22 protein-coding genes are annotated in these 26,712 nt (G+C 70.4%); 11 read left to right on the forward strand and 11 right to left on the reverse strand.

All coding sequences use genetic code 11. The annotated features are described in order from the left end of the window. The first annotated feature begins 17 nt into the window (after positions 1-17). Complete coding sequence (locus K8Z49_RS14630; protein WP_412521061.1) at positions 18-767, forward strand: ribonuclease HII; 750 nt, start codon at positions 18-20, stop codon at positions 765-767. 71 nt (positions 768-838) lie between these two features. Further along, a complete protein-coding gene (locus K8Z49_RS14635; RefSeq protein ID WP_412519224.1) occupies positions 839-1,471 on the forward strand; it encodes an endonuclease in 633 nt (210 codons plus the stop codon). 13 nt (positions 1,472-1,484) lie between these two features. Here K8Z49_RS14635 and K8Z49_RS14640 read toward each other — a convergent pair whose 3' ends face one another. Both K8Z49_RS14640 and K8Z49_RS14645 read right to left on the reverse strand, forming a co-directional pair. After that, on the reverse strand, positions 1,485-2,927 hold the full coding sequence (locus K8Z49_RS14640) for a TerD family protein (protein ID WP_111829718.1): 1,443 nt from the start codon (positions 2,925-2,927) through the stop codon (positions 1,485-1,487). 124 nt (positions 2,928-3,051) lie between these two features. Continuing rightward, entirely contained in the window at positions 3,052-3,687 is a 636-nt protein-coding gene (locus K8Z49_RS14645) for a TetR/AcrR family transcriptional regulator (protein ID WP_021599851.1), read from the reverse strand. A gap of 118 nt (positions 3,688-3,805) precedes the next feature. Here K8Z49_RS14645 and K8Z49_RS14650 point away from each other — a divergent pair, with 118 nt between their 5' ends. After that, positions 3,806-5,347 carry an MFS transporter gene (locus tag K8Z49_RS14650; protein ID WP_412519227.1) on the forward strand — a complete coding sequence of 514 codons (1,542 nt, stop codon included), beginning with the start codon at positions 3,806-3,808 and terminating at the stop codon, positions 5,345-5,347. A gap of 5 nt (positions 5,348-5,352) precedes the next feature. Here the strand turns inward: K8Z49_RS14650 and K8Z49_RS14655 are convergent, their stop codons facing one another. Further along, complete coding sequence (locus K8Z49_RS14655) at positions 5,353-6,402, reverse strand: biotin/lipoate A/B protein ligase family protein (protein ID WP_412519229.1); 1,050 nt, start codon at positions 6,400-6,402, stop codon at positions 5,353-5,355. A 704-nt stretch (positions 6,403-7,106) separates the two neighbouring features. On the opposite strand from K8Z49_RS14655, the gene K8Z49_RS14660 reads away from it, so the two are divergent. The 4 genes from K8Z49_RS14660 to K8Z49_RS14675 all read left to right on the forward strand — a co-directional run bounded on the left by K8Z49_RS14660 (position 7,107) and on the right by K8Z49_RS14675 (position 10,707). After that, on the forward strand, positions 7,107-8,363 hold the full coding sequence (locus tag K8Z49_RS14660; protein ID WP_412519231.1) for an IS256 family transposase: 1,257 nt from the start codon (positions 7,107-7,109) through the stop codon (positions 8,361-8,363). Between the two features lie 214 nt (positions 8,364-8,577). Beyond that, entirely contained in the window at positions 8,578-8,862 is a 285-nt protein-coding gene (locus K8Z49_RS14665; RefSeq protein WP_021594200.1) for a winged helix-turn-helix transcriptional regulator, read from the forward strand. Between the two features lie 74 nt (positions 8,863-8,936). Beyond that, positions 8,937-9,494: a carboxymuconolactone decarboxylase family protein gene (locus K8Z49_RS14670; protein ID WP_075024358.1), complete on the forward strand. Its 558-nt coding sequence runs from the start codon at positions 8,937-8,939 to the stop codon at positions 9,492-9,494. A 247-nt stretch (positions 9,495-9,741) separates the two neighbouring features. Continuing rightward, a complete protein-coding gene (locus K8Z49_RS14675) occupies positions 9,742-10,707 on the forward strand; it encodes a pirin family protein (RefSeq protein ID WP_412519233.1) in 966 nt (321 codons plus the stop codon). Between the two features lie 2 nt (positions 10,708-10,709). Here K8Z49_RS14675 and K8Z49_RS14680 read toward each other — a convergent pair whose 3' ends face one another. After that, the gene (locus K8Z49_RS14680) at positions 10,710-11,663 is read right to left on the reverse strand and encodes a hypothetical protein (RefSeq protein WP_412519235.1); all 954 of its coding nucleotides are present in this window, start codon (positions 11,661-11,663) and stop codon (positions 10,710-10,712) included. Between the two features lie 165 nt (positions 11,664-11,828). Between K8Z49_RS14680 and K8Z49_RS14685 the strand changes: the two genes are divergently transcribed. Then, entirely contained in the window at positions 11,829-12,707 is an 879-nt protein-coding gene (locus K8Z49_RS14685) for a serine hydrolase (RefSeq protein WP_412519237.1), read from the forward strand. Between the two features lie 109 nt (positions 12,708-12,816). Next, positions 12,817-13,518, forward strand: coding sequence for a DoxX family protein (locus K8Z49_RS14690; protein ID WP_021594195.1), 702 nt, complete (start codon positions 12,817-12,819; stop codon positions 13,516-13,518). Between the two features lie 60 nt (positions 13,519-13,578). On the opposite strand, the gene K8Z49_RS14695 is transcribed toward K8Z49_RS14690, so the two are convergent. The 3 genes from K8Z49_RS14695 to K8Z49_RS14705 form a co-directional block, all read right to left on the reverse strand. Beyond that, positions 13,579-16,395 carry a vitamin B12-dependent ribonucleotide reductase gene (locus tag K8Z49_RS14695; protein WP_021594194.1) on the reverse strand — a complete coding sequence of 939 codons (2,817 nt, stop codon included), beginning with the start codon at positions 16,393-16,395 and terminating at the stop codon, positions 13,579-13,581. 122 nt (positions 16,396-16,517) lie between these two features. Then, on the reverse strand, positions 16,518-16,988 hold the full coding sequence (gene nrdR / locus K8Z49_RS14700) for a transcriptional regulator NrdR (RefSeq protein ID WP_075024362.1): 471 nt from the start codon (positions 16,986-16,988) through the stop codon (positions 16,518-16,520). 634 nt (positions 16,989-17,622) lie between these two features. Continuing rightward, positions 17,623-17,955, reverse strand: coding sequence for a LysM peptidoglycan-binding domain-containing protein (locus K8Z49_RS14705; RefSeq protein WP_412519240.1), 333 nt, complete (start codon positions 17,953-17,955; stop codon positions 17,623-17,625). Positions 17,956-18,131: 176 nt separating this feature from the next. On the opposite strand from K8Z49_RS14705, the gene lexA reads away from it, so the two are divergent. Continuing rightward, positions 18,132-18,818 (forward strand): transcriptional repressor LexA, encoded by a 687-nt coding sequence (gene lexA / locus K8Z49_RS14710; RefSeq protein ID WP_021594191.1) that lies wholly within the window; start codon positions 18,132-18,134, stop codon positions 18,816-18,818. A gap of 45 nt (positions 18,819-18,863) precedes the next feature. On the opposite strand, the gene leuS is transcribed toward lexA, so the two are convergent. Together leuS and K8Z49_RS14720 are read right to left on the reverse strand one after the other, a co-directional pair. Further along, positions 18,864-21,332 carry a leucine--tRNA ligase gene (gene leuS, locus K8Z49_RS14715; RefSeq protein WP_021594190.1) on the reverse strand — a complete coding sequence of 823 codons (2,469 nt, stop codon included), beginning with the start codon at positions 21,330-21,332 and terminating at the stop codon, positions 18,864-18,866. A gap of 173 nt (positions 21,333-21,505) precedes the next feature. Further along, positions 21,506-22,120 carry a TerB family tellurite resistance protein gene (locus K8Z49_RS14720; protein WP_143118804.1) on the reverse strand — a complete coding sequence of 205 codons (615 nt, stop codon included), beginning with the start codon at positions 22,118-22,120 and terminating at the stop codon, positions 21,506-21,508. A 125-nt stretch (positions 22,121-22,245) separates the two neighbouring features. Here K8Z49_RS14720 and K8Z49_RS14725 point away from each other — a divergent pair, with 125 nt between their 5' ends. Beyond that, entirely contained in the window at positions 22,246-23,790 is a 1,545-nt protein-coding gene (locus tag K8Z49_RS14725; protein ID WP_021594188.1) for a long-chain-fatty-acid--CoA ligase, read from the forward strand. Between the two features lie 68 nt (positions 23,791-23,858). Here the strand turns inward: K8Z49_RS14725 and K8Z49_RS14730 are convergent, their stop codons facing one another. Further along, entirely contained in the window at positions 23,859-25,127 is a 1,269-nt protein-coding gene (locus K8Z49_RS14730; RefSeq protein ID WP_075024364.1) for a cytochrome P450, read from the reverse strand. Between the two features lie 128 nt (positions 25,128-25,255). After that, a complete protein-coding gene (locus K8Z49_RS14735; protein ID WP_021594186.1) occupies positions 25,256-26,647 on the reverse strand; it encodes an aspartate aminotransferase family protein in 1,392 nt (463 codons plus the stop codon). Positions 26,648-26,712 lie beyond the last annotated feature (65 nt).

Genomic DNA, 26,712 nt, shown 5'->3' on the forward strand with positions numbered 1-26,712 from the left:
CCGGCGCCCTGCCCGGCATGGTGCCTCCGCCCGCCGCGGCCGAAGGCGTCTCGCGCGTCGCGGGCTACAAGATCGAGGAGGAGCTGCTGGCGGCGCCCTCCGGGAGCGGTGCCGCCGTGCGGATCGCCGGGGTGGACGAGGTCGGGCGCGGCGCCTGGGCGGGCCCCGTGGTGGTCTGCGCCGCGATCACGGACCTGAGCCCGCCGCCCGTGCTGCCCGGACGCGGGAAGAAGACGGTCGCGCTGACCGACTCCAAGCTCCTCACCGAAGCCCACCGCGCGTCGTTCGCCGAGCTCCTCCCCGGATGGCTCGCCGGGCACGCCATCGGCGCGTCCAGCCCCGAGGAGATCGACGAACTGGGCATGACCGAGGCGCTGAGGCGCGCCGCCGTCCGCGCGCTGGAGGCACTGCCCGTCCGGCCCGACGTCGTCATTCTCGACGGAAAGCATGATTTCCTGAGCCGTCCCTGGCGCGTGCGGTGCGAAATCAAGGCGGACCAGAGGTCGGTCACCGTCGCGGCCGCGTCCGTCCTTGCGAAGGTCCACCGTGACCGGCTCATGGCAGAACTGGACGGTGAATTCCCCGGGTACGGGTTCGCCGACAGTGCCGGGTACCCGTCACCCGTCCACCAGAAGGCTCTCCAGGAGCACGGGCCTACACCCCACCACAGGCTTTCGTGGTCCTATCTGGATGACCTTCCACAATGGCGTCACCTGAAGAAGCACCGTGACCCGCTCGCGGGAGAAGGCCAGCTCAGCCTCCTCTGACACCGCCTCGCGCCCGTGCGATGAGTCATCCGCACCGGCTCGGGTAGGCGGCAGCACAGGAGGTACATGCCATGGATGCCGTCGTCAAGAAGCTGATGCACGAGTCCGGCGGTACGTTCGCCGAAGAGGCCGGCATACCGCTGAAGGACCAGCCGGCAGCGCTCTTCAAGCTGCTGGTACTGGCGAACCTGCTGAGCGCCCGCATCTCGTCCGACATCGCCCTGTCCGCGGCGCGCGAGCTGTTCGACGCCGGGGGCGGGACGGCACGCGGGATGGCCAGGCTGACCTGGCAGGAGCGCGTCGACGCGCTCGGGCGCGGCCACTACGTCCGCTATGACGAGAGCACCGCCTCCCGGCTGGGCGACATGGCGGAGATGGTCCGGGACCAGTACCAGGGCGACCTGCGGCGGCTCGCGATAGCGGCGGAACGCGACCGCAAGAAGGCGTCGGACCTGCTCCAGGAGTTCCCCGGCATCGGCCCCACGGGCGTCGACATCTTCTGCCGTGAGGCGCAGGCCATCTGGCCGTGGCTGCGCCCCTACGTCGACGACCAGGTGAGGAAGGGCGCCGAACGGCTCGGCCTGCCGGCCGACCCCGACGAGCTCGCCGCGAAGGTGCCGGACAAGGACCTCGCCCGGCTCACGGCCGCGCTCGTCAGGGTGGCCCGCGACAAGAAGCTCGCCGACCAGCTGAAGGCCGCGTAGCCGCGGCGGGCGGTCAGTCCTTGCCGCGCGACGCGACCCACTCCAGGTTCCACCCGTACGCCTGGTCGACCGTCATCTTGCCCCAGCGCGGCCGGCCGGGCGGCGGGAGGACGTACCGGCCCTCACGGCGCACGACCAGCTCGCCGTTCACGTTCTCGATGAGCGCCAGGACCGCGTCGCGGGACGCGTCCATGCAGTCGTTCATGCGCATCTCGATGGGCGCCGCGTTCACCGGGAACAGCGTGGCGACGGCGTCCAGGCCGCGGAAGTCGTCGGCGCCCTCGTAGATCTCGGCGAACACCAGGATCCGCTTGAACTCGGCCGTGTGGTCGAGGTTGATGTGGAGGTTCTCCCCCGAATCGATCGCTCCGGTGCGGTCGTCCTTGTCGAGCTGGATGAACGGAGCGCGGTTCAGCGCGCCCATGTCGCCGAGCGCGTGGATGATGCCCTTGCGGCCGTCCTGCAGCTCCCAAAGGCAGCACAGGTCGAGGTCGAGGTCGACGCCGCGGCGGCGCTTGCCGAGCCGTCCCTTCGCGACGCCCTCGCGCGCACTCCAGTTCAGGTTCACGCGCATGTGGCCGGACGTCGCGCCGTGCTTGGTGAGGGACACCGACGGGGAGTTCTTCGTCAGCGAGATCTTGCCGTCCTGCTGCTGCGGCTGGGGCTGCTGGGGGGTCGCCGGAGGAGGGGGCGGAGGCGTGTACTGCCCTGGGGGCGGCGGAGGCGGCGTGTACTGGCCAGGGGGCGGCGGCGGAGCGTACTGACCCCCGGGCGGAGGAGGAGGCGGCGGCGCGTACTGCCCGCCTGGAGGCGGCGGAGGCGTGTACTGGCCGCCGGGCGGCGGGGGCGGCGCGTACTGCTCCTGCGCCGGCGGGGGCGGCGGGGCCTGCGGCTGCGGAGGCGCGGGCGGGGGCGGCGGGGCGGCCTGGCCCGGGTCGTCGACCGAGATCCCGAAGTCGCCGGCCAGGCCCGCGAGCCCCGAGTCATAGCCCTGGCCGACGGCCCGGAACTTCCACGCGCCCTGCCTGCGGTAGAGCTCGCCCAGTACGAACGCGGTCTCGCTCGTGGCGCCCTCGCTGTCGAACCGTGCGACCTCGGTTCCGGCCGCCGCGTCCACCACGCGCACGTACAAGCCCTGGAACTGGCCGAACGTCCCGCCGTCGGAGGACGCGGCGATGACGATCTTGTCGATGGCGGGCTCGACGCGGTTCAGGTCGACCGCCAGGATGTCCAGGACGGTCGGACCCTGCTGCTTGCCCTCGTGCCGGACGGCTCCGGACGCGTGCGCGGGCTGGTTATAGAAGACGAAGTCGTCGTCCGTCCGCACGCGGCCCGTCTCAGCGAGCAGGAGCGCCGACGCGTCCGCGTCGGGCACGCCGGGCCCACCCTGCCAGCCGAGTTCGACCCGTACCGAGGGGACCGGCACCGCGGTGTTGGCGCCCTTCTGCATCGACATGAACGCTCCTCAACATCGATCGATGTCACCAACCTAGAGGCAGTCGCACGGCCCCGCGACCTGCCATGGAAGGATGACGCACGGCAGGGTCGGCGAGTTCCGTTCCGCACGGCGCGGCACGGCCTCAACCGGCCGATTCGGTGGGCGGCGCACCGGGGAGCGGCGCCGGCTCGGGGGTGCGCAGGCCGTCCAGGACGATCCGCAGGTTGCGGTCCCACTGGTGCTCGCTCGCGTGCAGGCCGACCGTGTGGTCCCCGGTGGAGACGGAGACCAGCAGGAACGCGACGTCCTGCCACGCGATGTCCGCCCGCATGGCGCCGGCGTCCTGGGCCCGCTCCACGAGCATGTGGATGCGCTCGCGCAGTTCCGCGCGCGCGTCCCCGAGGGCGCCGCCCAGGGCTTCGCTGATATCGCACAGTTCGTTCCGGAGCGTGATGTAGGCCGCGGCGAAGTCGCAGAAGCCCTTCCACGGGTCGGGATCGGCGAGCCCCTCGTCGCCCTTCTCGATGATCTCGCCCATGACCTCGGCCAGGACGGCCTCCAGAAGCGCCTCCAGCGTGCTGACCCGCCGGTAGAACGTGCCGACGCCGACCCCGGCGCGGCGGGCGATCTCGTGCGCGGTGACCTCGCCGCCGATCTCACCGGCGGCCTCCCGCGCCGCCTCGACGAGGCGCTCCAGGTTGCGCCGGGCGTCGGCGCGCGGCCGGCGGCCGGAACCGTCGTCCAGCAGCCGGTCCACGGCGCTCCGGGTGCCCTCCATGCCGCGATCCTAGCCATAAGCGGACGCTTACAGTCCGATTCAAGTGGACAGCAGCGGTCCGGTTACGCTAGCTTCACCGAAGCGGACGCCACCGGTCCGCTTAGCGAGAGGATTGATCATGGCATCGGACCGCTCCCCCGCCATGAGGATCTCCGCCCTCGCCGCGGGATTCGTGATGGCGAGCGTGGACGCCACGGTGATGCAGATCGCCGGGGCGACGATCCAGCAGCGGCTGGACGCGCCGCTGGCCGGGCTCACCTGGGCCGTCGACGGCTACGTCCTGGCGTTCGCGGCCCTGCTGATGCTCGCCGGCGGCCTCGCCGGCCGGCTGGGAGCGCGGAGGGTCTACCTGTGGGGCATGGCGGTGTTCTTCGCCGCGTCCCTGGCCGCCGCGCTCGCACCGGCGATCGGGGTGCTTATCGCCGCCAGGATCGTCCAGGGCGTGGGCGCCGCGCTGTTCATGCCGAGCTCCCTCGCACTGCTCCTCAGAGAGTTTCCCGACCCCCGCGGCCGCACCCGCGTGCTCGGGCTCTGGTCGGCGATCGTGTCCGCGTCCTTCGCGCTCGGCCCGACGGTCGGCGGCGTCCTCGTCGGCGCCTTCGGCTGGCGGAGCATCTTCCTGATCAACCTGCCGTTCGGCATCGCGGGCATGGTGCTGACCCGCCGTTTCATCACCGCCGCCCCGGGCCGCCCCGCGTCTCTGGGCGTCCCCGGCCACGCCCTGCTGGTCGCCGGGCTCGCCGCGCTCAGCTTCACGCTGATCGAGGGACCGCATCAGGGATGGGTCTCACCTCCGGTCCTCGCCGCGGCCGGCGTGGCGCTGGTGACCGTCCTGCTCCTCCCGCTGCGAGAACGCCGCGCCCGCATCACCGTCATGCCGTGGACCATGTTCCGCGACCGGCCCTTCACGGGCGCGAACGCCGTGGGGCTCCTGTTCAACGCGGCGTTCTACGGAACGCTCTTCCTGGCGGGGCTGTACTTCCAGCACGCCGCCGGCGCCGGCCCGCTCAGGGCGGGACTCCAGATCCTGCCGCTTACGGTCTTCATCCCGCTCAGCAACCTGGCGTTCGCGCGCCTCTCCGCACGCATCCCGAACGGCCCCCTCCTCACCGGCGCGCTCCTGCTCGCCGCGGCGGCCTCCTTCGCGCTGACCGGCATCACTCCCGCGAGCCCGTACTGGGCGACGGGTGCCGCCCTCGCGGTGACCGGCATCGCGGGCGGCATCGTCTCACCCGCCATGACCGCCGTCATGGTCGACGCCGCGGGCCCGGAGAACGGCAACGTCGCCGGTTCCGTCCTCAACACCGGCCGCCAGGTCGGCACCCTGATCGGCATCGCGGCCATCGGCGCCGTCCTGGGCGCGTCCTCCGGCTGGACGACCGGCGCGACCATCGCGTTCGCCCTGATCGGCACGTCCTACGTCATCGCCGCCGGGATCGCCTGGCGCCTGATAACCCGCCCCACAGAACAGGCCAGCCAAAGCCATCACCCACCCACCACGACCACTGAACAAGTGGCCAGGGCCGCGGTCGCAAACCGTGATCGCCAACGCCTCCCACGGCCACCCGGCCGGCTCGGGCGGGTCGGCCGGGTCGACTGGGTCGGCGACCTGCACGACGACCGCCCGGGCGCGGAGAGGGACGCGACATGCGGACCGTGAGCCGGTCAGGGAACCCTGGCGGTCCAGTCGGACGTGCTGAACTTGTCGGTGACGTACTTCTGGGCCAGGCGCAGCTCGTCGTCGCTCACCGGGTCCCGGGTCAGGCCGTACCGCGAGCGGAAGTGGCCGATCATGCGGTCGATGATCTCTTCCCGGGGAAGGCCGGTCTGCCGGCGGAGCGGGTCCACGCGCTTGACCGCGCTGGCGATCCCCTTGTCGGAGACTTTCTCCCGCCCGATCCGCAGTACCTGGAGCATCTTGTCGGCGTCGATGTCGTACGCCATGGTCACGTGGTGCAGCACCGCGCCCGCGGCGAGCCGCTTCTGTGCCGCACCCGCGATCTTGCCCTGGTCGGAGGTGATGTCGTTCAGCGGCTGGTACCAGGCCCTGATCCCGAGCCCGCCGAGCGCGCCCAGCACCCAGTCGTCGAGGAACGCGTAGCTCTCGGCGAACGACATGCCCGCCACCAGCGTCTCCGGCGCGTACAGCGAGTAGGTGATGGTGTTGCCCGGTTCGATGAACATGGCCCCGCCGCCGCTGATCCGGCGGACGACCTCCACCCCGTGCAGCTTCGCCGCCCCGGCGTCGACCTCGTTGCGCAGCGATTGGAAGCTGCCGATCACCACCGCCGGCGACGCCCACTCCCAGACGCGCAGCGTCGGCGGTCGCCGGCCCGCGCCGACCTCCTCCGCGAGCACCTGGTCGAGCGCCATGTGCAGGGCCGGTTCCTGCGGCGGCTCGTGGATCAGCCGCCAGTCGTGGTCGCGCCAGTCGGACGCCCGCGCGACGGCCCTCCGCACGGCGATCCCCACGGCCTCGGCGGTGATGCCGAGCATCACCGTCTCGCGCGGCAGGGCCGCCTGCACGCGCACGCCGATCGCCCGCGCGTCGAGCCCCGCCGGAAGCCCCTCCAGGGCGCCGTTGATCGTCTCCAGAGCCTCGTCCGGCTCTAGAAAGAAGTCGCCGCTGATCCTGGGGGACCGCAGCAGCCCGTCCACGACATCGACATCAGCGACGACAAGCTTGCCGCCAGGAACCTTGTACTCACCGTGCATCACGTACAAGTGAACCCCGCCACCCCACACTCTCTTCCACACCACCCCACCGCACGCCCACACCACCGCACCGCACGCCCGCACCACCGCACCGCACGCCCGCACCACCGCGCCGGACGCCCACCCCACCGCACGCACATCCGCACCGCCGCAAGCCCCCGACAGTGCACCGCACGCCCACACCGTTCCACCGCATGCCCGCACCACCCCACCGCACGCCCGCACCGTTCCACCGCATGCCCGCACCACCCCACGGACATCCACACCACCGCACCGCACGCCCACACCACCGCACCGCACGCCCACACCACCGCACCGCACATCCGCGGCACCGCACCGCACATCCGCACCGCACCTCCGCAGCACCACACCGCACCTCCGCAGCACCACACCGCACCTCCGCAGCACCACACCGCACCTCCGCGGCACCACACCGCACCTCTGCGGCACCACACCGCACGCCCGCGGCACCACACCGCACGCCCGCAGCACCACACCGCACCTCCGCAGCACCACACCGCACATCCGCGGCACCACACCGCACCTCTGCGGCACCACACCGCACGCCCGCGGCACCACACCGCACGCCCGCGGCACCACACCGCACATCCGCGGCACCGCACCGGGGACTGTCCGGAAGATCGTGTGGGTGGGGTGGTGATCCGGAAGGCTGGGGCTGATGCCCCGGCTGGGAAGGATCATCTGTGACCGACGAGGACAAGGGCGAGCGGTCGGGCGGGCTGGACGTCCGGCTCGCTGCCGAGCTGGTGGAGCGGGCGCGGGCGGAGGGGGTGTCGCTGGTCGGGCCGGACGGGCTTTTGGCCGGTGTGACCAGGACCGTGCTGCAGGCTGCTCTTGAGGCCGAGATGTCCGATCATCTGGGCTATGACCGGGGCGAACGCCCGGCCGAGCCGACCGGTAATCACCGCAACGGCAGCTCGTCCAAGACGGTGTCGACCGAGGTCGGAGCGGTGCGGATCCAGGTCCCGCGGGACCGCGCGGGTGAGTTCGAGCCGCAGATCGTGCCTAAGCATGCCCGCCGGGTGGAGGGGTTCGATGAGGCGATCGTCTCGCTGTATGCCAAGGGTCTGACCACCGGGGAGATCCGTGCGCACCTGGCCGAGATCTACCAGGTCGAGGTGTCGCGGGATCTGATCTCCCGGGTGACCGACAAGGTGCTGGAGGAGATGGAGGCCTGGCGGGCCCGACCGCTGGATGCGGTGTATCCGGTGGTGCTGATCGACGCGCTGTATGTGAAGATCCGCGAGGGCAACGTGGCCAACCGTCCGGTGTATGTGGCGGTCGGCATCGACTGCGCCGGCGAGCGCGACGTGCTGGGCATGTGGGTCGGGACCGGCGGCGAGGGCGCCAAGCACTGGATGAGTGTGCTGGCCGAACTACGCAACCGCGGGGTTCGGGATGTGTGCATCGCCTGCTGTGACGGGCTCAAGGGGTTGCCGGAGGCCATCGAGGAGATCTGGCCGCAGGCCACCGTCCAGCAGTGCATCGTGCACCTGGTCCGCTCCTCGCTGCGTTATGCCTCCAAGGCGCACTGGAGCCGGCTCACCAAAGATCTGCGCGAGATCTACACCGCCCCGAGCGAGGACGCCGCCCAGCAGCGGTTCGCCGACTTCGAGGCCGAATGGGGCGAGCGTTACCCGGCGATCATCCGGCTCTGGCAGGACGCCTGGCCGACCTTCACCCCGTTCCTGGCGTTCCCAGCCGAGATCCGCAAGGTCATCTACACCACCAACGCGATCGAGAGCCTGAACGCCCGGTTCCGCCAGGCCACCCGCCGCCGCGGGCACTTCCCCACCGAACAGGCCGCGCTCAAGGTGCTCTACCTGGTCATCCGCAGCCCCCTGAAAGGACGGACCAACGTGACCGGCAAAACCCGAGGATGGAAGACCGCGCTCAACGCGCTGGCCCTGCACTACGGTGACCGCATCACCCTGAACTGACAGGCGATCACCACCTCACCCACAAACTTTCAGACAGTCCCCCGCACGCGCGTCGGCGGCGCGGTGTCGGGGGTTGGTGCGACGGTGTCGGGTGTTGGTGGGGGGGCGGTCGCTGTTACGTGGGGGCGGCTAGTGTTTCGGCTACCGACTTATCGGAGGGGGTATGCCAAGACCGGGAAGGCCTGTCCGCGGTTCGGGCGGTGGGCGTCCGCTCATGGCCGCTCTCGATCTGTTCGGCCGGCGGTGGACGCTGCGCATGATCTGGGAACTGCGGGACGCCCCTCTCGGCTTCCGCACTCTGCAGCAGCGGTGCGACGACATGTCGTCCAGCGTCCTGCGGCAGCGGCTCCTCGAACTGACCGACGCGGGCCTCGTCCACAAGACCCCGGAGAACCTGTACGCCCTCACCGACCTGGGCCGGGACGTCCACGAGGCACTCCGTCCCCTGTCGCGATGGTCCGACCGGTGGGCCGAGTCGTTCGACGCCGACACCCCTTGACCTGCCACCCCTCTTGCGCTTCGGTTTTCGAAGCAGCACACTGCTTCTAAAATCGAAGCACCCGGAGGAGCACCGTGCCGCGCATCGCCCCGCTCGACCCCCCGTACTCACCGGAGATCGCCGCCGCCCTGGCCAAGTGGATGCCGCCGAACGTCACGCACGACCCGCTCGTTCTGTTCCGCACCTTGCACCGCGCCCCGGAGCTGGCGTCCCGAATGCGCGTCCTGGGCGCCGGACTCCTCGCCCACGGCAGCCTTCCCGCCCGCGACCGCGAGATCGTCATCCACCGCACCTGCGCCCGCGCCGGCTGCGAGTACGAGTGGGGCGTCCACGCCGCGACGTTCGGTATGGCCACCGGACTCGGCCCCGAACAGATCGAGGCGACCGTGTCCGGCGCCTCCGCCCCCTGGTCTCCCAGAGAGTGGCTCCTGCTCAGCGCGGTCGATGAACTGCACGACTCCGCCCAGATCTCCCGGCCCACCTGGGACGCCCTCACCGTCCACTATGACGAGCCCCAACTGCTGGAGCTCCTTGTCCTCGCCGGCTGGTACCGCGCCATCGGTCAACTGATCAACACTCTGGAACTCGACAACGAGCCCTGGGCCCGCCCCTTCCCCACTCCGCCCACCTGACCGGCTGGCAGCCGCCCTGTCCGATCCAGCTGCTCGGAACTCGTGGCCGGGCGGCCCGCCACCCTGCGGTTCATCGCCGGCATGCCGGGGGTGTTCGAGGCTGAGCTGCACCACGCTCGTCAGCTCGCCGCGTCGGAGAGGGGCCCGGTGTACACGAACGCGCATGCCACCGGGTACGGAGCCTGGCGGTTCACTGGAAGGCCGGATAGGGCATCGTTGAGGGGTGGCGTCTCGGGAGGGCGGTTCGGTGAGCAATCTTGATGTCCGGCCCAAGCCGGTCGAATGCGGAGGCCGCGACCGGGTGCCGGGGCGGCCGGTCCATGAGCTGTTGCCGCCCCGCCGGGTGCCGCTTGGTGAGAGCACGGTCGTCCGGAGGCTGCTGCCCAGCCTGGGTCGGCGCATGGTGGGCGCGTGGTGCTTCGTCGACCACTACGGGCCGGACGACATCGCCGACGAGCCAGGGATGCAGGTGCCGCCCCATCCGCACATCGGCCTGCAGACGGTGAGCTGGCTGCACGGCGGCGAGGTGCTGCACCGCGACAGCCTGGGCAGCCTGCAGACCGTCCGGCCGAAAGAGCTCGGGCTGATGACGTCGGGACGGGCCATCGCGCATTCGGAGGAGTCGCCGCGCGGGCACGGCCCGATCCTGCACGGGGCTCAGCTGTGGGTGGCGCTGCCGGATTCGGACCGCTATTCCGAGCCCGCGTTCGAGCACCACGCCGACCTGCCCGTCGTGGACGGTCCTGGCTTCCGCGCCACCGTCATCCTGGGTGATTTGGACGGGGCGGCATCGCCCGGCACGGTGTTCACACCCATCGTGGGGGCGGACATCGTCCTGGACGACGGAGCCGACGTGCGACTGCCCGTCGATCCGGACTTCGAATACGCGGCGCTCACCATGTCCGGCGTCACGGAGGTCGACGGGATGCGCGTGGAGCCGGGGTCGATGCTGTACCTGGGATCCGGACGCCGGGAACTGCCGCTGAGGGCCGACGGCGAGAGCGGTCTCCTGCTGCTCGGCGGTGAGCCGTTCGAGGAGAAGCTCGTCATGTGGTGGAACTTCGTCGCCCGGACGGGAGAGGAGATCGCCCGGGCCCGCGAGGACTGGATGACGGGCGACCGGTTCGGCACCGTGCGCGGCTACGACGGCGCCCCGATCCCGGCTCCGGCTATGCCCGCCACACCCCTCAAGCCGCGCGGTCGCACCCGCTGAACTCATCTGCGCACGTAATTCGTCAGGACGGTCATCATCAGGACGCCGCCGGCGATGGCGAGGCCGTGCTGGACGAGCGTGACGGCCGGGAACTCGGCGGCCGCGTAGTCGCCTGGACGGAGAACCGCCACCGCGAGCTTCCATGAGCTCCACGCGAACAAGGAGCCCGAGGCGACGAATCCCAGGGCCATCGGCAACCAGACCGGCATGTTCGGACGGGCGGAGGCGATGGCCCAGACGCTCCAGATCCCGAAGAGTGCCCAGAGCGCTGAGTTCGCCATCAGGAGCCGGGTGTTGAGGTCGACGAGGTCGTGGTGTGCCGGGTCCAGGCCGCGCGTACCGCCCAGCGACCAGTACGTCCAGAGAACGGCCGGTATGGCGGTGACGGCGGTCAGCGTGCGCACGCGGCGGACGGTCGCCGGCTCGCGGTCGGCGAGACGTCCGAGGAAGGCGGCCGGCCAGCGTTCGCGCATGTAGATGGGGAGGGCGACGGCCAGCCCCACCGCCATGCCGGTGAATCCGATGCCGATCAGCAGCAGTTCCCAGGACGGCGCCGCGTCGCCGCCCGAGTCTCCATCGTCGCCGCCGGTCTTCACACCCGCCGCACCCAGGAGGGCGCTGAGCAGTCCGTAGGGCAGAAGAGGGATCAGGAACCCACTACCCGTCCACGCGAGGACGACCAGGGGCGCGGCCGGGGTCCGCCATCGCCGGCCGTGCGCCAGGACCAGCCCCAGCGCGATCCCTGTCGCGGACATGCCGACCGTCACCGTGTTGAGGACGATCCAGTCCGTGTCGCCGAAATCGGCGGCGGCGTGCCCGAGGAGGGCGACCACGACCCAGACGATCTTCACGGCCAGGTACAGCGACAGCGACGCGGCGGCGCCGTACCCCGCGAGGCGCCGTACCGCGCTCCACCTCGACCCGACGGCCCCCGGCACAACGGGCATCTCACTCATGAGCCGAAGCCTGGCGTTGACCGTCATGCGGCGGCCTCCCCCGCGCGGGTCATCCGCCTCCCCCGTCCGGTCGAGCCCTCCCGCCAAGGTGAGAGGGGGGTAACGGTGGGGTAACACGCCGCTCGCGAAGCTCACGATCATGCAGACCGAGGCAGGAGCGCGTCCGTGAGGCGCGCGGGGTTTCTCGCCGCCGTGGCGCTCGCGGCGACCGGCATACTCGCCGCGGGGTCGCAGGCGATCGCCTACCGGCCCGCGCCCGTCCCCCTCCCGACGGTCATGACGATGACGCCCACGCCGAAGCCCACGACGCCGACGTTCCAGCGCGACGCGCTGACCCGGGCGCTCGACGCGTACCTCGATGACCGTCCCGGACGCCTGTCGGTGTCGGCGCGCGACCTGACCACCGGCCTCTCCTACACCTACGGCGGGAGCCTGCGGACGGCGACGGCGAGCATCGTCAAGGTCGACATCGTCATCGCGCTCCTCCTCAAGGCCCAGCGCGAGAAACGCACCCTCACCCCCACCGAGAAGGCACTGGCCGAACGTGCGATCACGGTCAGCGACAACGCCGCCGCCACGGCACTGTGGCAAGCGATCGGCGGCGCGGACGGCCTGGCGTCCGCCAACCGGAAGCTGGGCCTGCGCGACACCGAACCCGGGCCGGGCACTTCCTGGGGCTCCACCACGACGAGCGCCGCCGACCAGGTCAGGCTGCTGACCGCGCTGACATCGGACGAAGGCCCGCTCCATACCGCGAACCGCCGGTATGTCCGCCGCCTGATGGGGGACGTGGCGCCGGAGCAGGCCTGGGGTGTGAGCGTCGCCGGGTCCGACGCCGAGCTGAAGAACGGCTGGCTCCCCCGCGACAGGCACGGCGGCCGCTGGACGGTCAACAGCATCGGCATCGTGCGAGACGGCGACCGTACCCTCCTGCTCGCCATCATCTCCGAACGCGGCACCACGATGCGGGACGGCATCGAGACCGTCGAGCACGTCTGCGAGACCGTCGCCGCATCCCTCGCCCGGGTCTCCGGCGACCGCTGACCGGGCCTCTCGCGACCGCTCTCACCTGCGGTGTTCGCGGTTTTCGCGCGAAGGCCGTCATACTCTCCGTCGAAACAGGGCCATTTCCACGCGCAAAGGAGACGACGGCATGCGCTCTCGGCCGCTGTACGACGTCGTGGCAGTGCTCGCACGGCTCGGCGTGGGCGTCGTCTTCATGGCGCACGGCTGGCAGAAGATCGAGGCGGGCGTCACCGCGACGAGCCGCACGTTCGACACGCTCGGCGTCCCGCTCCCGACCGCGGCGGCCGTCTACTCGGCGTTCGTCGAACTCCTCGGCGGGGCCGCGCTGATCGCCGGGCTCGGCCTGCCCGTCACCGGCGCCCTGCTGTTCATCGACATGGCCGGCGCGTTCGTGTTCGTCCACGCGGACCAGGGCCTGTTCATGGTGGACGGCACGACCGTCCAGAACGGCTACGAGCTCGTCCTGGCCCTGGGCATGGCCAGCCTGGTGTTCGCGGCGGGCGGCGGCGGCCGGCTGACCCTCGACCAGTGGGTCATCGGACGGCGCGGGCGGCACCCCGCCGACGATGACGACGACAACGACGCGGCCAGCTTTGTCGAGTCCTTGCGCCAGGCCGAGATGCAGCCCGCGAAGCGGCCGCGGTCACCGCGCCGCCCGAAGAACCAGCCGGAGCCCCCCGCGCTGCCGGAGGGCACCGACACCGCGGCGAAGGACCCCGCCGACACCGAGGACGACGTGCTGGTGGCGGGCCGCCGCAAGTCCCAGCGCCGCCGCGCCGCCACCACCCAGCCGATCAAACGCGGCGACGACAAGAACCCCACCACCTGACCCACCACGCGAAACGGCCGGGACCCCGGTCTCCCGGAGCCCCGGCCGTTCACCGGATCGTCAGCTGCAGCCGCTGGTGGAGCCGCAGCCCTCGCAGACGTAGCAGCTGCCCGCGGGGCGCATCTTCGTTCCGCAGGTGAGGCAGAGCGGCGCGTCGGCGGTGCGGCCCTGGCGGCTCTCGATGACCTCCATCGAGGAGTGCGCCTCGGCGGCCGGGGCCGGGGCGGGCGCTGCCGGACGGGTGATCTCGGCGGACTGCGCCAGCGACTCGTGGTCGACCTCGTCCTCGGCGTGCAGGGCGGCCGGGTCCTCGCCGTTGGCCTGCATCGCGCGCTCCTCGGCGGTGAAGATGCCGAGGCCCGCGCGCTCCTCGTACGGCAGGTGGTCCAGCGCCAGCCGGCGGAAGATGTAGTCCATCACCGAGGTCGCCATGCGGATGTCGGGGTCGTCGGTCATGCCCGCCGGCTCGAACCGCATGTTGGTGAACTTCTCCACCCACGTCTCCAGCGGGACACCGTACTGCAGGCTGATGGAGATCGCCATGGAGAAGGCGTCCATCACGCCGGCGAGCGTGGAGCCCTGCTTGCCGAGCTTGAGGAACACCTCGCCGACGCCGTCGTCCGGGTAGGACGACGCGGTCATGTACCCCTCGGCGCCCGCGACGGAAAAGCGCGTGACCGTCGCGGGACGCTGCTTCGGCAACCGCTTGCGGACGGGACGGGCGACGACCTCGGCCGGCGCCTCCGCGGCGGGCTCGGCCTTCTTGCCCGCGGCGGACAGCGGCTGGCCGACCTTGCAGTTGTCACGGTAGATCGCCAGCGCCTTGAGCCCGAGCCGCCAGCCCTCGAAGTACACCTTCTCGATGTCCTCGATCGTGGCCTGCTCCGGCATGTTGACGGTCTTGGAGATCGCGCCGGACAGGAACGGCTGGACGGCCGCCATCATCCGGACGTGCCCCATCGGGCTGATCGCCCGCTCCCCCATCGCGCAGTCGAACACCTCGTAGTGGTCGGGGCGCAGGCCGGGGGCGTCCACGACGTGGCCGTGCTCGGCGATGTACTCGACGATCGCCTCGATCTGTTCCTGCGGGTAGCCGAGCTTCTCCAGCGCCCGCGGCACCGTCTGGTTGACGATCTGCATGGATCCGCCGCCGACGAGCTTCTTGAACTTCATCAGGGCGAGGTCCGGCTCGATGCCGGTCGTGTCGCAGTCCATCATCAGCCCGATCGTCCCGGTCGGGGCGAGCAGGCTGGCCTGGGCGTTGCGGTAGCCGTGCTTCTCGCCGGCCTTCAGGCAGTCGGCCCACTGCTTGGCGGCGGCGGCGTGGATCGCCTTGTCCATCGCGTCCAGCGTCCGGATGCCGTCGTTGGCGGCGGCGTGCTTGCGCATGACGCGCTTGTGCGCCTCGGCGTTGCGCGCGTACCCCGCGTACGGCCCGACCACGCCGGCGATCTCCGCCGACCGCCGGTAGGCGACGCCCGTCATCAGCGACGTGACCGCCGCCGCGAGGGACCGTCCGCCCTCGGAGTCGTAGGCGTGCCCGGTCGCCATGAGCAGCGCCCCGAGGTTGGCGTAGCCGATGCCGAGCTGGCGGTAGTCGCGGGTCGTCTGCGCGATCTTCTCCGTGGGGAAGTCGGCGAAGGTGATGGAGATGTCCATCGCCGTGATGATCAGCTCGGTGAGCTTCACGAACTTCGCGACGTCGAACGTCCCCGCGTCGGTGAGGAACTTCAGCAGGTTGATGCTGGCGAGGTTGCAGGACGAGTTGTCCAGGCTCATGTACTCCGAGCACGGGTTGGACGCGGTGATGCGCCCGGTCTCGGGGTTGGTGTGCCAGTCGTTGATCGTGTCGTCGTACTGGATGCCCGGGTCGGCGCACTCCCACGCCGCCTTGGCCATCAGCCGGAACAGGTCCTTGGCCTTGACGGTGTCGACGACCTCGCCGGTCATCCGGGCGCGCAGCCCGAACTCGCCGTCCGACTCGACGGCGTGCATGAACTCGTCCGACACCCGGACGGAGTTGTTGGCGTTCTGGTACTGGACGCTGCCGATGTCCTTGCCGCCGAGGTCCATGTCGAACCCGGCGTCCCGCAGCGCGCGGATCTTGTCCTCCTCGCGCGCCTTGGTCTCGATGAACTCCCCGATGTCGGGGTGGTCGACGTCCAGGACGACCATCTTGGCGGCCCGGCGGGTCGCGCCGCCCGACTTGATCGTCCCCGCGGACGCGTCGGCGCCGCGCATGAACGACACCGGGCCGCTGGCCGTCCCGCCGGAGGAGAGCAGTTCCCGGCTGGAGCGAATGCGGGACAGGTTCAGGCCCGCGCCGGAACCGCCCTTGAAGATGACGCCCTCTTCCTTGTACCAGTCGAGAATCGACTCCATCGTGTCGTCCACCGACAGGATGAAGCACGCCGAGACCTGCTGCGGGGACTTGGTGCCGACGTTGAACCACACGGGGGAGTTGAAGCTGAACAACTGGTGGACGAGGGCGTACTTCAGCTCGTGGTCGAAGACCTCGGCGTCCTGCTCGGAGGCGAAATACCCCTCCCGGAGACCCGTCTCCACGTACATCCGGGCGACGCGGTCGACGAGCTGCTTCAGGCTCCATTCCCGCTGCGGCGTGCCGACGGCGCCGCGGAAGTACTTGGACGTGACGATGTTGACGGCGTTCAGCGACCAGAAGTCGGGGAACTCGACGCCGCGCTGCTCGAAGTTCACCGAGCCGTCCCGCCAGTTGGTCATGACGACGTCACGACGTTCCCAGCGCAGCTCGTCGTACGGATGCACGCCGGGCGTGGTGAAAATGCGCTCGACCTTCAGCCCTTTGCGGCCCCCCTTGCCGCGCCGTGCCGCCGAGCCGCTCACCGTCTCCGTCATGACCTTCCCCCTCTCGGGCCCTCCCGCCGGGCCCTGTTCAGGAACAACCCCGCCGCCGCGCGGGCCATGCCCGCCCGGAGGCGCCTTCTACATGTGCTGCTGTGTGTTTCCGGCCCCGTCCCCTACCGGGACGGGCCGGGCTCCCCCGAGGAGGCCTTCCGCAGTGTCTCGATCTCCTTGGCGAAGTCGTCCAGCGATTCGAAGCTCCGGTAGACCGAGGCGAATCGCAGATAGGCGACCTCATCGAGTTCGCCGAGCGGCCCCAGGATGGCGAGGCCGATCTCGTGCGAGGGGATTTCCGCGGAGCCGGAGGACCTGATCTCCTCTTCGACCCGCTGCCCCAGCTTCGCGAGCGCATCCTCGTCGACCGGGCGGCCCTGGCAGGCCCTGCGCACCCCGGCGATGATCTTTTCTCGGGAGAACGGCTCGGTGACCCCACTGCGCTTGGCCACCATCACGAGCACATTCTCCTGCGTCGTGAATCGCTTGCCGCATTCCGAGCACGACCGGCGACGCCGAATGGCGCCCCCGTCGTCGGTCGAACGACTGTCGATCACTTTGGTGTCAGGGTTACGGCAGAACGGGCAGTGCACGTTGGACCCCTCCCCTGACGTAAACGAGTTACACCGATGTGAGTGCCATATATAGGGAACTACATCGATGTGACTACTAGATGTTGTGGTCAACCGTACGGCTCGCCGCAGGCGTTCGCAACCTGATCCGGAGCCTCCCGAGCCACATCCGCCACGTCCGCGCAGGTCACCTCCGACCTCCCCTTTTTCCCGCCGGGCGTGTCGTCACCCACCGTCCCCACCCCCCATGCCACCGTCACGAACCCCCCCAATCCCCGACCCCACCCATCGCACCCGCCAGCGACATAGGGCGTCGTCGGTGAAGGCACGGGTCCAGGACGCCGCACAGGGGGCCGGGTGAGGCTTCAGAGCCGACGTGAACGCCTCGCACGCGCCGGTACGCTCGCCAGCACCCCTCAAGCCTCGGGGAGCCACCCTGAGAGGGCACGTGTACCCGCTGGCTTGTTGGGGGGCGGTTCGGCGATGGTCGCCTCGTGCGCGACTCCGGACCCGGCGGCACGTCTCCCAAGGAGCGACCCTCGACACTCCCCCGCTGTGAACCTCTCGCGCGCGCCGGGCGTTGGGGACGGCGCGTTGGTTTGAGGAGGTTGGTGTGCGCGGTGGCTGCGCCGGTGCTCGCCGTGGCCGGCGGGGGTCAATTGGTGGGGAGGCGTAGTTCTTGGCCTGGGTGGACGGTGGGGTCGCCGGCCAGGCCGTTGAGGTCGATGATGCGTTGGACGACCAGGCGGGGATCGGTGTCGGGGTCGGCGGCGGAGGCTATGTCCCAGAGGGTCTCGCCGGGTTCCACGGTCACCGTTCGAGCCGGGTGCCTGGTTTCGCGGTCTTCTCGGGAGCCGGCGAAGGCGCCGGGGCCCACGGTGAGCCAGAGCAGCACGAGGGTCACCGTGGCGGCGAAGCCGATCACCACGGCGCGGCCGCGGCGGGTCAGGCGGATCGGGGTTCGGTCACTGTGGGGTGAACCAGACATCTCTCCCCTCCATGACGTCGAATGCATTTTCGATCGAACGTCTGTACGATGTTCTATCAGGCGACGTCCGCAAAAAGCGAGCACCTCTTCGAACAATTGTTTGATCATTAGGCCTGGACGCGGTAGCGTGCCATGACAAGGAGTGACGGATCGAGGCGCCCGGGAGGCGACTAGCGATGAGCAAGGTCCGGGAGCTGCCCGACGGGCCGATGGACGAGACGGGCCTGACCCAGCGACAGCGCATGGTGCTGGAGGTGATCCGCGACTCGGTGCAGCGCCGGGGGTACCCGCCCTCGATGCGGGAGATCGGCGAGGCCGTCGGGCTGACCAGCACCTCCAGCGTGTCGCACCAGCTCCGGGCGCTCCAGCGCAAGGGCTTCCTGCGCCGCGACCCCAACCGGCCGCGCGCCGTCGAGGTGCGGGTGCCGGGGGCGACGCCGGTGCGGACGGACGAGGAGCCCTACGAGCCGGCCCCGGCGCACCCCACGCCCGCGTACGTGCCGCTGGTCGGGCGCATCGCCGCGGGTGGGCCGATCCTCGCCGAGGAGGCCGTCGAGGACGTGTTCACGCTGCCCAAGCAGCTCGTCGGCGAGGGCACCCACTTCCTGCTGAAGGTCACCGGGGACTCGATGATCGACGCCGCGATCGCGGACGGTGACTGGGTCGTCGTCCGGCAGCAGCCGGTGGCCGAGCAGGGCGACATCGTGGCGGCCATGATCGACGGCGAGGCCACGGTGAAGACGTTCAAGCGCCGCGACGACGGCCACATCTGGCTGATGCCGCAGAACCCCGCCTACGAACCGATCCCCGGCGACGAGGCGTCCGTGCTCGGACGGGTCGTGGCGGTCCTCCGCAAGATGTGACGAGCAGCGGCCGCCGGAGCTCCGGCGGCCGCTGCTTTTTGCCCTCTAGCGCTTCGGGACGATGTTGACGATCTTGGGTGCGCGGACGATGATCTTGACGATGTCGGCGCCGCCCAGGGCGTCCTGGACCTTGACCGAGGCCAGCGCCTGCCGCTCCAGCTCCTCCTCGGCGATGCCGGGCGGCACCTCCAGGCGGTCGCGGACCTTGCCGGCCACCTGAACGACGCAGGTGACCGACTCCTCCACCAGCAGGGCGGGGTCGGCGGACGGCCAGCCCGCATGGATCACCGGGGCGGTGCGGCCCAGCAGCTCCCACGCCTCGTCGGCGGTGTAGGGCGCGAACAGCGACAGCAGGACCGCGATCGTCTCGGCGGCCTCCCGGACGGCCGGGTCGGCGGCGCCGGGGCCGGAGTCGATGGCCTTGCGGGTCGCGGTGACCAGCTCCATGATCCGCGCGATCGCGACGTTGAACCGCTGCGTCTCGACCAGGGTGGTGGCCTCGTCGACGGTGCGGGCGGTGACGCGGCGCAGGGCGGTGTCGCCGGAGGTGACGTCGACGCCCGGCGCGGACGTCACCTCGGAGGCGATCCGGTGGACGCGCGACAGGAACTTCGACATGCCGTGCGGGGACACGTCCGCCCAGTCGATGTCGTCCTCGGGGGGGCCGGAGAACAGGATCGCCAGCCGGACGACGTCCACGCCGAACTCGGAGATCTGCTCGCCCAGGTCGACGCCGTTGCCCAGCGTCTTGGACATCGCCTTGCCCTGGTTGATCACCTGGCCCTGGTTCAGCAGCCGGGTGAACGGCTCGGTGAAGTCGACCATGCCCATGTCGTGCAGGACCTTGGTGAAGAACCGGCTGTACAGCAGGTGCAGGATGGCGTGCTCGACCCCGCCGGTGTACTGGTCGACCGGCATCCACTTGCGGACCTGCTCGACGTCGAACGGGCCGCCCTCGTAGCCGGGCGAGCAGTACCGGAAGTAGTACCAGGACGAGTCGACGAAGGTGTCCATGGTGTCGGTGTCGCGGGTGGCGGCGCCGCCGCACTTGGGGCACTCGACGTTCACCCAGTCGGACGCGGCGGCCAGCGGCGAGGTGCCCTTGGGCGCCAGGTCGGCGCCGCGCAGGCCCTCGGGCAGCGCGACCGGCAGCTGGTCGTCCGGGACGGGGACCTCGCCGCACGACGGGCAGTGGACGATCGGGATGGGGCAGCCCCAGAACCGCTGCCGGGACACCAGCCAGTCGCGCAGCCGGAAGTTCACCGACGCGCGGCCGGTGCCGCGCTCCTCCAGGATCTCGGTGATGCGGGCGATGGCGTCGGCCTTGGTCAGCCCGTCGATCGGGCCGGAGTTGACGATGGCGCCGTCGCCGGGGGTGGCGGCGCCCGTCTCGGCCGGGTCGGGCAGGCCGGTCTCGACGACGACGCGGACGGGCAGGCCGAACTTCAGCGCGAAGTCCAGGTCGCGCTGGTCGTGCGCCGGGACGGCCATGATCGCGCCGTGGCCGTATTCGGCCAGCACGTAGTCGGACGCCCAGACCGGCAGCCGCTCGCCGTTGACCGGGTTGACCGCGTAGCGGCCCAGGAACACTCCGGTCTTCTCACGCTCGGTGGACAGCCGCTCGATCTCGCTCTCGCGGGAGACCTCCTCGCGGTAGGCCTCGAACGCGGCCCGGTGGTCGGGGTGGCAGATCTCCTCGGCCAGCTCGGCGTCGGCGGCGACCACCATGAAGGTGGCGCCGAACAGCGTGTCGGGACGGGTGGTGTAGACGGTGACGGGCTCGTCGCGCCCCTCGATGACGAAGTCGACGTCGGCGCCGGTGGAGCGGCCGATCCAGTTGCGCTGCATCAGCAGGACGCGCTCGGGCCACTTGCCCTCCAGCTGCGCCATGTCGTCCAGCAGCCGGTCCGCGTACTCGGTGATCTTGAAGTACCACTGGGTCAGCACGCGCTTCTCGACCAGCGCGCCGCAGCGCTCGCAGTGCCCGCCGACGACCTGCTCGTTGGCCAGGACGGTCTGGTCCTTCGGGCACCAGTTGACGTGCCCGCCCTTCCGGTAGGCCAGGCCCCGGTCGTAGAAGCGCAGGAACAGCCACTGCGTCCACTTGTAGTACTCGGGGTCGGAGGTGTGCAGGCGCCGCGTCCAGTCGAAGGAGGGGGCGTAGCGGCGGAACGAGGCGGCCTGCGTCTCGATGTTGGCGTAGGTCCATTCGGCGGGGTGCGAGTCGCGCTTGATGGCGGCGTTCTCGGCGGGCAGGCCGAAGGAGTCCCAGCCGATCGGGTGCAGGACGTTGTAGCCGCGCTGGAACCAGTAGCGGGCGGGGACGTCGCCGATGCCGAACGCCTCCGCGTGCCCCATGTGCAGGTCACCGCTGGGGTAGGGGAACATGTCCAGGGCGTAGCGGCGCTCCCGGGCGGTGTCCTTCTCGTCCGCCTGGAACGGGTCGAGCTCCGCCCAGCGGGCCTGCCACTTGTCCTGAACCGCCCGTGGATCGTAGTGCTCGTCGCTGCTCACGCTTCAGACTCCGCTTTCCTGCTCACTGGGTCGTGGCCGTCCGCCGACATGAAACGGCCCCTCGCACAGGAGGGGCCACCACGCTGACGTCAAATCGTCAACGTGGTCCTTCGAGGAGCAGCCTGGCTGACATACATCAAGAGTAGCGCAGCCGCAAGCCCTCCCGCCGGGGATCAGTGTCCGGACTGCTGGCGGGCCATGGAGACGACGCCGGTCACCTGGACGCGGGTCAGCTCCAGATCGGCGCCGACGGCGGCGAGGGTCTCCTCCTCGGAGGCGGTCAGCGGGCCGTCGACCAGCGCGATCTCGGCGGCGGCGCGCAGGATGCTCTCCCGCGCCTCGGGGGCGAGGGCCGAGGCGGCGCGGGCCATCTCGACGCGGACGTCGTCGAAGGGGCGGCCGAGGTCGGCCGTCAGCGCGGCGTCGCCGTAGCCGGTGTCGCCGGCCTGCTGGACGACGGCGACCGCGCGGGTGCGGGCCGCCGCGTCGGTGTAGTCGCCGGAGCGCAGCACCTGCGCGATGGCCATGCGCAGCAGCATCGCGGGCATCTGGGCGAGCTGCGCGGTCGTCGGCACGTTCAGGACGCCGGTGTTCCAGCGCCCGTGGCACGTGTCGCATTCGACGAATTCGCCGCCCGCCTTGGTCAGCGGGATGACCGGGATGAAGAACAGCGTGAAGAAGTTGCGTCCCTGCCGGCGCCGGTACTCGCGGTCGCCGCCGCAGTCGGGGCAGTGGAAGACGCCCCGGGTGAGGGTGAAGAAGACCACCCGCCAGCCGAAAATGATCAAGATCCCGCAGCCTTTCTCGATGAAACGGCACATCGTATCGGTGCCCGGTGCGGCAGGATCGCGGAACGGTTTCATAGACTCGGCGGTAACTAACCGGCCGGTCACCTTTCCGCGCGAGGAGTGCCATGCTCAACCTGTCCGTGCTACTGGAGGACGCCGCCAGGGAAACGCCCGACCGCGACGCGGTCGTGTTCGGCGATCTCCGGCTCTCCTACTCGTTCCTCGACTCGGTCGCGAACCAGGTCGCGAACCTGCTGCGGGAGCGCGGCATCAAGCCGGGCGACAAGGTGGCCCTGTCCAGCCCGAACCTCCCGTACTTCCCGATGGTCTACTTCGGGGCGCTCAAGGCGGGCGCGGTGGTCGTCCCGCTGAACGTCCTGCTCAAGCCCCGGGAGATCGCCTATCACCTGGGCGACTCCGGCGCGAAGGCGCTCTTCTGCTTCGAGGGGACGCCGGAGCTGCCGCTCGGCGAGATGGGGTACGCGGGCTTCGAGCAGGCCGAGGGGTGCGAGCACTTCTTCCTGCTGCCGGCGGACCCGTCCGCCGCCGAGTCCCCGATCGAGGGCGCCGACCTGTTCTGGGCGGCGCTCGCCGGGAAGCCGGGCACGTTCGACACGGCGCGGACGGAGCCGGACGACACCGCCGTCATCATCTACACCAGCGGGACGACCGGCCAGCCGAAGGGCGCCGAGCTCACGCACAGCAACCTCCTGATGAACACCATGGTGGACGACACGCTCTTCTACCGGACCCTGCACGACACGTCGCTGGTGACGCTGCCGCTGTTCCACATCTTCGGGCAGACGTGCGTGATGAACGTCGGCCTCTACCGGCGCGCGACGCTCGTCATGCAGGCGCGGTTCGACGCGAAGCAGGCCGTCGAGCTGATGGTCAAGGAGAAGGTGAACATCTTCGCGGGCGTCCCGACGATGTACTGGGGGCTGCTGACCGACGAGACCTCGGAGGAGGACATCGCGACGATCCGGGAGAACCTGCGGGTGGCGGTGTCGGGCGGGTCGGCGCTGCCGATGGAGGTCCTGAAGGGGATCAAGAAGAAGTTCGACGTGGACATCCTGGAGGGCTACGGCCTGTCGGAGACGTCGCCGGTGGCCTCGTTCAACCGCCCGGACCGTCCGACCAAGCCGGGCTCGATCGGCCTGCCCGTCTGGGGCGTGGAGATGAAGCTGATCGACGACGGCTGGAAGGAGATCGAGGGCGAGGGGCCCGGCGAGATCGCCATCCGGGGCCACAACATCATGAAGGGCTACCACAACCGGCCGGAGGCGACCGAGTCGTCCATCAAGGACGGCTGGTTCCGCACCGGTGACGTGGCCCGCCGGGACGAGGACGGCTACTACTACATCATCGACCGCTCCAAGGACATGATCATCCGGGGCGGGTACAACGTGTACCCGCGGGAGCTCGAAGAGGTCCTGATGACCCACCCGGAGGTGTCGCTGGCCGCGGTCGTGGGCGTGCCGCACCCCTCGCACGGCGAGGAGGTCAAGGCGTACGTGATCCGGACGCCGGGCGCCACCGTGACCGAGGACGAGCTGGTCGCGTGGGGCAAGGAGCAGTTCGCCGGCTACAAGTACCCGCGGATCGTCGAGTTCCGCGACGAGCTGCCGATGACCGCCACCGGCAAGATCCTCAAGCGCGAGCTGCGCTAGCCGGCACCGCCCAGGGCCTCGGCGCGGGCCGAGGCCCTGGGTGCCGGCGCCGCGCCGCCCCTGCCGGATCAGATCGAGTAGGGCAGGCGCTTGATCCCGTTGATGAAGTTGGACTCCAGCCGGTCGGGGTCGCCGGACGCCCGGATGTTCGGCGTCCGGCGCAGCAGCTCGCGGAACATCACGGTGATCTCGCGCCGGGCCAGGTGCGCGCCGAGGCAGAAGTGCGGCCCGGGGCCGCCGAAGCCGACGTGCGGGTTCGGGTCGCGCAGGATGTCGAACTTCTCCGGGTCGGTGAAGACCGATTCGTCGCGGTTGGCCGACCAGTAGTAGAGGAGGAGCTTGTCGCCCTCCTTGATCTCGTGCTCGTTCAGCGTGGTGTCGCGGGTGGCGGTGCGGCGCATCCAGATGACCGGCGACACATACCGGACGATCTCCTCGACCGCGCCCGGGACGCGGGCTTCGAAGTCCTCGGTGAGCAGGGCCCGCTGGTCGGGGTCGCGGGTGAGCAGGTCGAGGCCGTGCGCGATGGCGTTGCGGGTGGTCTCGTTCCCGGCGACGACGAGCAGGATGAAGAACGAGCCGAGCTCCTGGTCGGTCAGCGACTCGCCGTCGATGTTGGCGTTGACCAGGGCGGACGTCAGGTCGTCGGTAGGTTCGGCGCGGCGCTTGCGGCCGAGCTCCCCGACCAGTCCCTTCAGCGTCTCGCCCGCGGCGAGCAGCGCCATCGCGAGCTGCTCGGGGTCGTCGGACGGGATGAACTCCGCGTCGTTGCCCGCGAGGATGACGTTGGTGGCGTCCAGGACGGTCGTGTACCGGTCCTCGGCGATGCCCATCATGTCGCAGATGATCTTCAGCGGAAGCCGGGCGGCGACGTCCGCGACGAAGTCCCCGGTGCCGCCGCCGGCCGCGATGCTCTCGACGATCTGGCCCGCGACCGCCTCGACCCGGTCCTCGAACCGCTGGATCATCCGCGGGGAGAACGCCCGGGACACGATCCGCCGGATCTTGGCGTGCCGGGGGTCGTCCATGCTGATCATCGAGCCGAAGTACTCGTGCATGTCGCCCGGCATGTCCGGGATGCTGATGGCGCCCCTGCCGGAGCAGAAGTCCTGCGGGCGCCGGGACGCCTCGACGACGTCGGCGTGCCGGGTCAGCGCGTAGTAGCCGGGCCCCTGCGGTGCGATGACGATGTCGGGTTCTTCGAACAGGACCAGGGACGGGTGCCACCGCAGGGCCTTGAAGGCCTCGTGCCGGTGGTCGTGCGGCCGCCGCCAGAACTCCCAGTCCGTCAGGTTGATGTCCTCGACCTTGAGCACCTTCGCCCACCACCTCGTCATATCCGAACCCGATTCGGTTTACATGCAGCCTCTCAAAGTAAAGCCGCACGCGCACACTGATCGGGACGGTGACGCGCCTCACAGTAGTGATCCCGGGCCCGGCGCGCGGCCGGGCCCGGACATCCAGCTCACATCCGGCCCCATGCCTCCTTGAGGACGGAACGGAGGATCTGCTCGATCTCGTCGAAGTGCCCCTGGTCGCAGATCAGCGGCGGCGCCAGCTGGACGACCGGATCACCGCGGTCGTCGGCGCGGCAGTACAGGCCCGCCTCGTAGAGCGCCTTGTCGAGGAACCCGCGCAGCAGCCGCTCGGACTCCTCGTCGTCGAACGTCTCGCGCGTGTCCTGGTCCTTGACGAGCTCGATGCCGTAGAAGTAGCCGTCGCCGCGGACGTCCCCGACGATCGGCAGGTCGCGGAGCCGCTCCAGCGTGCCGCGGAAGGCGTCCCGGTTGCGCCGGACGTGCCCGTTGAGGTCCTCGCGCTCGAACAGGTCGAGGTTGGCCAGGGCGACCGCCGCCGACACCGGGTGCCCGCCGAACGTGTAGCCGTGCGCGAACATCTCCGTCCCGTTCTTGAACGGCTCGAAGAGGCGGTCGGCCACCAGCATCCCGCCGAGCGGCGCGTACCCGGAGGTGACGCCCTTGGCGAACGTGATGATGTCGGGCGTGTAGCCGAACCGCTCCGCGCCGAACATCGCGCCGAGGCGCCCGAACGCGCAGATGACCTCGTCCGACACCAGCAGGACGTCGTGCCGGTCGCAGATCTCCCGGACGCGCTGGAAGTATCCGGGCGGCGGCGGGAAGCAGCCGCCGGCGTTCTGCACCGGCTCCAGGAACACGGCGGCGACGGTGTCCGGGCCCTCGAACTCGATGGCCTCCTCGATCCGGTCCGCGGCCCACCGGCCGAACGCCTCGGGGTCGTCGCGGTGCTCGGCGGCCCGGTAGATGTTGGTGTTCGGCACCCGGAACCCGCTCGGCACGAGCGGCTCGTACGGGGCCTTCAGCTCGGGCAGCCCGGTGATCGACAGCGCGCCGTGCGGGGTGCCGTGGTAGGCGACCGCGCGGCTGATCACCTTGTGCTTGCCCGGCTTGCCGGTGAGCTTGAAGTAGTGCTTGGCGAGCTTCCACGCGCTCTCCACGGCGTCGCCGCCGCCGGCGGTGAAGAACGCGCGGTTCAGGTCGCCGGGCGCGAGGGCGGCGAGGCGCTCGGCCAGCTCGACGGCCTTCGGGTGCGCGTACGACCACAGCGGGAAGAACGCCAGCTCGGCGGCCTGCTTGGCACCGGCCTGCGCCAGCTCCTCGCGCCCGTGGCCGGCCTGGACGGTGAACAGCCCGGACAGCCCGTCGAGGTAGCGCCGGCCCGCCGAGTCGTAGACGTAGGGCCCCTCACCGCGGACGATCACCGGGATCTCGTCGCCGCCCTGGGAGGCCGAGTGGCGCGCGAAGTGCATCCACAGGTGGTCGCGCGCCGCCTTCTGCATCGCGTCGTACCGCTTGCCAGTCACGTCCGGCTCCGTCATCACACTTCCCTCGCTGCAATCGATCCAGTTGCATTGATGCTAAGTGACTACGGATTCCGCTGTAA

The sequence above is a fragment of the Actinomadura madurae genome (assembly GCF_047130825.1).
In the GTDB taxonomy this organism is placed as follows: Bacteria; Actinomycetota; Actinomycetes; order Streptosporangiales; family Streptosporangiaceae; genus Spirillospora; species Spirillospora madurae.

What these genes read in the sequence shown, in the direction of transcription:
- K8Z49_RS14630 (WP_412521061.1), top strand. Translation starts at nt 18, where the DNA reads ATGGTGCCTCCGCCCGCCGCGGCCGAAGGCGTCTCGCGCGTCGCGGGC.
- K8Z49_RS14635 (WP_412519224.1), top strand. Translation starts at nt 839, where the DNA reads ATGGATGCCGTCGTCAAGAAGCTGATGCACGAGTCCGGCGGTACGTTC.
- K8Z49_RS14640 (WP_111829718.1), bottom strand. Translation starts at nt 2,927, where the DNA reads ATGTCGATGCAGAAGGGCGCCAACACCGCGGTGCCGGTCCCCTCGGTA.
- K8Z49_RS14645 (WP_021599851.1), bottom strand. Translation starts at nt 3,687, where the DNA reads ATGGAGGGCACCCGGAGCGCCGTGGACCGGCTGCTGGACGACGGTTCC.
- K8Z49_RS14650 (WP_412519227.1), top strand. Translation starts at nt 3,806, where the DNA reads ATGGCATCGGACCGCTCCCCCGCCATGAGGATCTCCGCCCTCGCCGCG.
- K8Z49_RS14655 (WP_412519229.1), bottom strand. Translation starts at nt 6,402, where the DNA reads ATGCACGGTGAGTACAAGGTTCCTGGCGGCAAGCTTGTCGTCGCTGAT.
- K8Z49_RS14665 (WP_021594200.1), top strand. Translation starts at nt 8,578, where the DNA reads ATGGCCGCTCTCGATCTGTTCGGCCGGCGGTGGACGCTGCGCATGATC.
- K8Z49_RS14680 (WP_412519235.1), bottom strand. Translation starts at nt 11,663, where the DNA reads ATGAGTGAGATGCCCGTTGTGCCGGGGGCCGTCGGGTCGAGGTGGAGC.
- K8Z49_RS14690 (WP_021594195.1), top strand. Translation starts at nt 12,817, where the DNA reads ATGCGCTCTCGGCCGCTGTACGACGTCGTGGCAGTGCTCGCACGGCTC.
- K8Z49_RS14695 (WP_021594194.1), bottom strand. Translation starts at nt 16,395, where the DNA reads ATGACGGAGACGGTGAGCGGCTCGGCGGCACGGCGCGGCAAGGGGGGC.
- K8Z49_RS14705 (WP_412519240.1), bottom strand. Translation starts at nt 17,955, where the DNA reads ATGTCTGGTTCACCCCACAGTGACCGAACCCCGATCCGCCTGACCCGC.
- lexA (WP_021594191.1), top strand. Translation starts at nt 18,132, where the DNA reads ATGAGCAAGGTCCGGGAGCTGCCCGACGGGCCGATGGACGAGACGGGC.
- K8Z49_RS14725 (WP_021594188.1), top strand. Translation starts at nt 22,246, where the DNA reads ATGCTCAACCTGTCCGTGCTACTGGAGGACGCCGCCAGGGAAACGCCC.
- K8Z49_RS14730 (WP_075024364.1), bottom strand. Translation starts at nt 25,127, where the DNA reads ATGACGAGGTGGTGGGCGAAGGTGCTCAAGGTCGAGGACATCAACCTG.
- K8Z49_RS14735 (WP_021594186.1), bottom strand. Translation starts at nt 26,647, where the DNA reads ATGACGGAGCCGGACGTGACTGGCAAGCGGTACGACGCGATGCAGAAG.